This window comes from Cognatiyoonia sp. IB215446, assembly GCF_033963825.1.
Lineage (GTDB): Bacteria > Pseudomonadota > Alphaproteobacteria > Rhodobacterales > Rhodobacteraceae > Yoonia.
On record NZ_JAXBMD010000010.1, the window covers coordinates 60135 to 66167 of the forward strand.

Genomic DNA, 6033 nt, shown 5'->3' on the forward strand with positions numbered 1-6033 from the left:
TCCTGTCCTGGCCCGTTTGCATTGATAAGCGTGCCTGAACTGCGGATCAATGCGGCCGTTTATCGGGGATGATCGCCCAACGTTTCACCCCATATCTGAGATATTGACGACACGCGCCACGGGCCTACCTCTCAATTTGAGGATCCTGAAGGATACGACAATGAATATGGAAGCATTGGACCTTGGCGAAGACAGAAGTCTTCTTCTGGTTGATGACGATGAAGCGTTCCTGCGCCGCCTCGCCAAGGCGATGGAAAAACGCGGGTTTGAGGTTGAGATGGCAGGATCCGTTGCCGCAGGTCAGGCGATTGCAACAGCCCGGCCCCCCGCCTATGCGGTTGTGGATCTGCGGCTGGAGGATGGCAACGGTTTGGATGTGGTCGAGTCGCTGCGCGCCCGACGCCCCGAAAGCCGGATTGTCGTCCTGACGGGCTATGGCGCGATTGCGACGGCTGTTGCAGCCGTCAAGATCGGTGCAACCGACTACTTGGCGAAACCCGCAGACGCAACGGATGTGACCAATGCGCTATTGGCGCAGCCCAACACGCTACCGCCACCACCCGAAAACCCGATGAGCGCGGACCGGGTACGCTGGGAACACATTCAGCGCGTTTACGAGCTTTGTGACCGCAATGTTTCTGAGACCGCGCGGCGCCTCTCAATGCATCGCCGCACATTGCAGCGCATTCTGGCAAAACGCAGCCCGCGCTAGGGATTGCTCGGCGAAAGCCCAATAATCTGTTCTTCGCCATTTGGCGCGACAACGGTGATCGAGGTCTTGGTGATATCGGTAATCTGCCAGTCACCAACATTTTCGCCCACACGTCGCCGCAGCGGTTCGGGGTTGTTCGACAGACGCAAAAGCGCAATCTGAACATCGCCGCTTTCGATCACACCAGTCAGGGAAAGCGTGACCTCGACCGGTGCAGCTTCTGGTGCGGCCTCGGGCGCGGCAGGTGGGCGGCGGCTTATGTGGAAAAGTGGACGGCTCACAAGCGCCTCGGCACCCGCATTTAGCTCATCGGCAATTGTTGTCGCTGGCGCAGGTGTGACGACTGCTTGGGTTTGCTGGCGCGCGGTGCTTTCATCATTGTAGGGCAGCCAGATCCAGCCTGCCAGACCGAGGCAGGTGAGTGTCGTGATCGTGGGCAACACGCCAAGAGTCGCTTTGGTCAGTCGGCTCATCGTGTCGCGAACCCGCTCAGCTTGAGTTGGATGGCAAGCGGCCGTTCGCCCAAGGCGCGGTTGGTCGTGCGGGCACGGCGCAGGTCGATACTGTCGACAACAATCATCGGATCATGATTTGCGATACTGACCAGATAGGCGCCAAGTTGTTCTTCGGGCACAACACCATTGAGCGTCAGCGCAAGGCGGACGTTCCCCGGCAACGTCTCGATCTGATCGGCACGAATGACTTCAAGGCTGACGGTATGGGCCTGCGCCAGTTCCTGCATATCACTTTGCATTTCTGCCTGCGACAGTTGCGGCGTCTCGCTTTGGTAAAGGCTGAACGCCGTATTCTCCTGTGCTTCTGACATGGCCACACGCTCGGCCCGCGCGACCGTGTCGTTCAGTTCCGCGATCCGCGCATAACGCTGTGTCACCAGATTGGCGAGCGCTGCTGCCAGGACGATGCACAAGATACAGGTGACAATGATAAGCCCAACACCAAATCTGCGCACAGCGTTGGGTTTTTGAAAGACGAACGCGCTCATCCCAATGTCCCCGTCACTGTAGCATCAATGCGGAACCGCTCAAGATTTTGGGTGTTGTCGCGTGTTACGGGTGAGCCGAACTGGATGTCCGACAGAACCTCTAACTCGCTCAGAAGGCGGGTGACTTCCGCCGCTGACGGCCCAAATCCGGTGATCGTCAGACGATCATCGTCGATGGAGATTTGCTCAAGCCAGACGCCATCCGGCAGCAGCATCGCAAGCTGACCGACAAGCGCAACGCGTGTATTGCTGACATTCTGGCTGTCGCGCAGGGCCTGCGTTTGTGCGACCGCTGCGGCGCGTTCGGCAAGTTGCTGATTTGCCGCCGCAGCGTCATCCGCCGCCGCGCTCTGTTTCACCGATAGTGCGACCGCAAGCGCGATGGCGGACATCACAAAGAACCCAAAAGCCGCACTTGGCAGCCGCAAGGACGGGGGGATCAGCCGCAGACTTTTTCCGACCGTGACCGGACCGCGCGCATTCCGCCGTGGCTTCAGCCAGCTTGGGTAAACAGCGATGCGTTCCTGATCCTGAGGTCCTGGCCGCCTGGCAGTGTTGATGATCTTTCCATGGGCATTCAAAGCCTCAAGCACCCAGTCAACGCTGGAATTCAGCACAATCGCCGCCTCAACCTGCCAATCAAGGTCCGCCGTCTCTTTCGCAGTCCAGAACCAGATGCATTGCTCGCGCTGAAAAGGGGACTTAAAGGCGATTTCGGTGTCGATCATCGCCTCAAGATCATTGAATGGCCCGTTGGGCACCACAAAACTCAGATCAAGTGCCGATCGTCCTTCGAAAACAAGGTCAATGCGCTTTTCCGGTATCTCGTTCAGTTCTTCCATGAGACGCGACGGATCATCGAATACCGCGACATCATCATCGATGCGAATCGCGAAACCATGCTCGCGGACAATGATTTCGGGGGGCGGCGCCTTCGTCAGAGTCGGCTTTTGCGCGTGAAGTTCCGACAGACCGGCGGAGGCGAGATTTACGTATTTTGTCAGCGTGTTGACCGATTTACGCGTAGATGACGCGCTTGTTTGCGGCTCTAATGCTTGCGTCATACCCGTTCGGGCCTCAAAAAAATTGCGCTGAGGAGCATGTAACCCCTCAGCGCATTGGATTTCAACTATTCGGCTGTGTCAGCTTGTGCGGCTGAACAAGTTGTGGTTCGTGAATGTGTGGCCCGGGAACACAGTAGAGACAAGATTGGGGTCCATGTTCATGTGCCGGATCATGATTTCACCAACGATATCCTGATATTCTGTGCGTGTCGGTGTGAAGCGCGAGCTCCGCAGCTGATCACGATCAAGCGTCGTGATATCGTCCGCTACGCCGGGCGCCGTCGGGCCGCCAAATGCAAACCAGGACGATGAGTGGCCGTGGTCTGTGCCGCGGCTACCGTTTTCGAGCACTGTCCGTCCGAATTCTGTGCCAACAATCACGACAACATCATCAAGTATGTTCGCAATGTCACGATAGAATGTCAGAAAGTCTGTCGCACCTTCGCGCATGCGGCGATGGTAGTTGAAGTTCTGATCCGTAAAGCGGTTCGCGCTACCGGGGATCTGGTTGGCATGTGTATCCCAACCAATGTTCCAGTCGATCGCTGCAACTTCCAAAGGCACGCCTGCTTTCAGCAATTGCGCTGCAAGCCGCAGACCACGTCCCAAGCGCGAGTTGGAATACTCCAAACCGCCCGCGTTGGTCGTGTAGTTCATGCCCGAGGCCTGAACCTGCGCGATTGAATCAAGCATGATCACCTGATTTTCCCGCACTGTCGCTTCAATACTATTGTCCACAACCGGATGAGATGAGATTTCTCGCATCATCTCGGTGAGCTGGTTGTCAGCGCATCCATTGCCAGAGCAGAAATTACCGTTCTCAAGCTCAAAGTTACTTTGAGTCTGAATTGCCGGTACCGGAATGTTTCCGGACGCCTCTGCGCTCATGTTGGTCTTGCCAAGAACAGCGCCTCGTAGCGGGTCATTGACCCCGGGAACTTCCTGCATGTAGCGGTTCAGGTAGCCATCAATCAGATTGTTGCGCGCCCCGTTACCAATCCAACGCTGGTTGTCAAAGTGCGACCGGTTTCCGCTTTCAAGCGCTGTTGATGGTGCAACCATCATCCGGCCGGCATCCCAAATCTCCATCAATGGTTCGAGATTTGGGTTCATGCCGCGATAGTTGTCACCAATGTCGATCGCCGTGTTCACATCGCTGTCCGAGGGTGGCTCGATCGCGATGTTGGGCCGGTGCTGATAGTAGAAGGGATCACCCACCGCTGGGAAGAGGTGCAGACCATCCGCACCGCCTCGCATGAACACTTTGATCAGTGTCTTACCACCCGCAGATTGGCCAAAGGCGAATTGGGGGGCCCCGGCAACACCCGCCATACTTGCGGCGGTTATGATAGCGGAGGACTTCAGGAATTCTCTACGCGTCGTCAATTTAGATACCTTTCTAAATTCGGTTGAAGCCGAAGTTATTGCAACATGAAGCTGGGTAGCACGATCAGCAGGCCAATCGCCCGTTCGAATGCATCCCGCTCATCGCGTGTCATAGGTTCAAAGATGCCGTCATTCCCTTTCAGAACGTCAACCATCGCTTCGTACTCTTCCAGGGTGTAGCGATCAGCGGTGCCGACTGTCAGAACGAAGGCTGCAACCTCTTCCGCAGTTCGCAAACCAGCATCTTCGATCAGGTTCTGCATATCGATGCCATATTCACCGGGGCGTACTGTTATCTCGGTCGCCTTGCGGTAAGCAGCAATCATCGTCGCAGAGTTCACCCAAGCCTCGCCTTCTTCCGCCAACCCGGTGGGAAGCGCGAAACGGAAAGGGTCAAATCCAGCATCGCGGCTAATCTGACGAACACGTCCGAAGAAGTTGTCGTTCACCGGGCTCGCATCAAGCGCACGCAGCATTGAGACAGTGTACTCATACGGTGTTTTGGCTTTGTTGTTTTGTAACTCGACCGTATTGATGAATTCAGGTGCCAACAGGATAGCCCGGAGAATTTCACCGGAGTTGCCATCACTCGCAACCCAAGCATCCGTGCAGAGCTGCACAAAACTTTCCGGCGGCACATCGGCGACAAAGCGCTGGACGATCTTGCCACAGACATATTCATGCGTCCGCGGATCATCCGCGAGAATGCCGATCAGTTCTTCACCTTCTTGGACCCCAGCTGGACCTGAACGCCCGGTGATTGTTGTGGACAAGAATGGAATGACTTTGTCATTTGTATCGTGCCGGTCAGGGCGGAACTCGAAATCGAACTCTTGCGCAACGTTGCTGGCATTCGGGTTGGTGCGGAAGTGGTCCCATCCGGTAAAGACGCGCGATACTGCAATCACGTCATCATCGCCATAACCCGCATCGACGCCAACGGTGTGCAATTCGAGAATTTCACGACCATAGTTTTCGTTCAGATTACCTGCACGATTCTCGTCATTGTCCAAGAACTGTGACATCAGCGGGCTCCGCGCCGAATAAAGCAGGAGATCTTCGAAATCACCAAAAGCGTTTTCGCGGAAGAAATCCCGGTCAATGATCGTTTGCAGGTAAACGCGGCTGCTTTTGTTCGAAGCAAAGAAGTGATTTGCCCAAAACTCGCCCATCACTTCCTGCAGCTGCTTTTCAGAGAAGGCAGCATGAGCGATCCTATGGTCCATATCGGCATTGCCGATCTGATAGTCGTTATCAGGGAGGTTCCGGGTTAGCTGATCAAAGTTGCGGCTGTTGAATGCGGCATCACCGATGCTGCCCGGATTGAGCTGTTCGTTCACATAGGCTTCAAAACCGATTGTCTTGACCCGTGAGTAGAGCTCAGCGGTCGCGCCGTAAGTGATACGCGACAGCGCCTGGCTAACGCCGTCTGTTACAGCGCCGGCTTCAAACTGATAGACCACCGGATTAGTCGATATGGTGTCATCCGAGCTCGAAATTCCGGTCACGGTCACAGTCGCTTCACCAGTCGCGAAATCCTCGGGGAAGAGGCGCATCGCAAATTGCCCGGTCTGTGGCGCAACATCGACGTTCACGGTCCGGTCTGAAGGCATAATGTTTACCGAGACCATGTCGAAGGTCATCGGGTCCATCACACCGCCGAACAATGTCTGTCCGGTCACGGCAACGACACCTTCATCGGTTGCGCCACCCGTGATCTCGACGGCTTGCGTCAACGCAACACCGGTCGGTGGGCTCAGCGAACTTGAGCGCGCTTCCCCATCCCCTGTCACCGGCGGTGGCGGCGGTGGCGGCGGTGGCGGTGGCGGCGGTGGCGGCGGCGGCGGTGGCGGCGGTGGCGGTGGCGG

General features: G+C 56.4%; 6 protein-coding genes. 1 reads left to right on the top strand and 5 read right to left on the bottom strand.

From position 1 onward, the window contains the following. Positions 1-160 precede the first annotated feature (160 nt). A complete protein-coding gene (locus SLH49_RS21400; protein ID WP_320271181.1) occupies positions 161-712 on the top strand; it encodes an ActR/PrrA/RegA family redox response regulator transcription factor in 552 nt (183 codons plus the stop codon). On the opposite strand, the gene SLH49_RS21405 is transcribed toward SLH49_RS21400, so the two are convergent. The 5 genes from SLH49_RS21405 to SLH49_RS21425 form a co-directional block, all read right to left on the bottom strand. Beyond that, entirely contained in the window at positions 709-1185 is a 477-nt protein-coding gene (locus SLH49_RS21405) for a hypothetical protein (protein ID WP_320271182.1), read from the bottom strand. The two genes, SLH49_RS21400 and SLH49_RS21405, sit on opposite strands and share 4 nt — an antisense overlap. After that, positions 1182-1715: a GspMb/PilO family protein gene (locus SLH49_RS21410; protein WP_320271183.1), complete on the bottom strand. Its 534-nt coding sequence runs from the start codon at positions 1713-1715 to the stop codon at positions 1182-1184. Before SLH49_RS21410 ends, SLH49_RS21405 begins: the two co-directional genes overlap by 4 nt. Further along, on the bottom strand, positions 1712-2779 hold the full coding sequence (locus SLH49_RS21415) for a PilN domain-containing protein (RefSeq protein WP_320271184.1): 1068 nt from the start codon (positions 2777-2779) through the stop codon (positions 1712-1714). The genes SLH49_RS21410 and SLH49_RS21415 overlap by 4 nt, the downstream gene beginning before the upstream one ends. 78 nt (positions 2780-2857) lie before the next feature. After that, a complete protein-coding gene (locus SLH49_RS21420) occupies positions 2858-4165 on the bottom strand; it encodes a DUF1501 domain-containing protein (protein WP_320271185.1) in 1308 nt (435 codons plus the stop codon). Positions 4166-4200: 35 nt separating this feature from the next. Next, positions 4201-6033 (bottom strand): DUF1800 domain-containing protein (locus tag SLH49_RS21425; RefSeq protein WP_320271186.1); only part of this gene is annotated, 1833 nt, incomplete at its 5' end.

Bases quoted from the DNA above. Each gene is read 5' to 3' on its own strand.
- SLH49_RS21400 (WP_320271181.1), top strand. From the start codon at position 161: ATGAATATGGAAGCATTGGACCTTGGCGAAGACAGAAGTCTTCTTCTG.
- SLH49_RS21405 (WP_320271182.1), bottom strand. From the start codon at position 1,185: ATGAGCCGACTGACCAAAGCGACTCTTGGCGTGTTGCCCACGATCACG.
- SLH49_RS21410 (WP_320271183.1), bottom strand. From the start codon at position 1,715: ATGAGCGCGTTCGTCTTTCAAAAACCCAACGCTGTGCGCAGATTTGGT.
- SLH49_RS21415 (WP_320271184.1), bottom strand. From the start codon at position 2,779: ATGACGCAAGCATTAGAGCCGCAAACAAGCGCGTCATCTACGCGTAAA.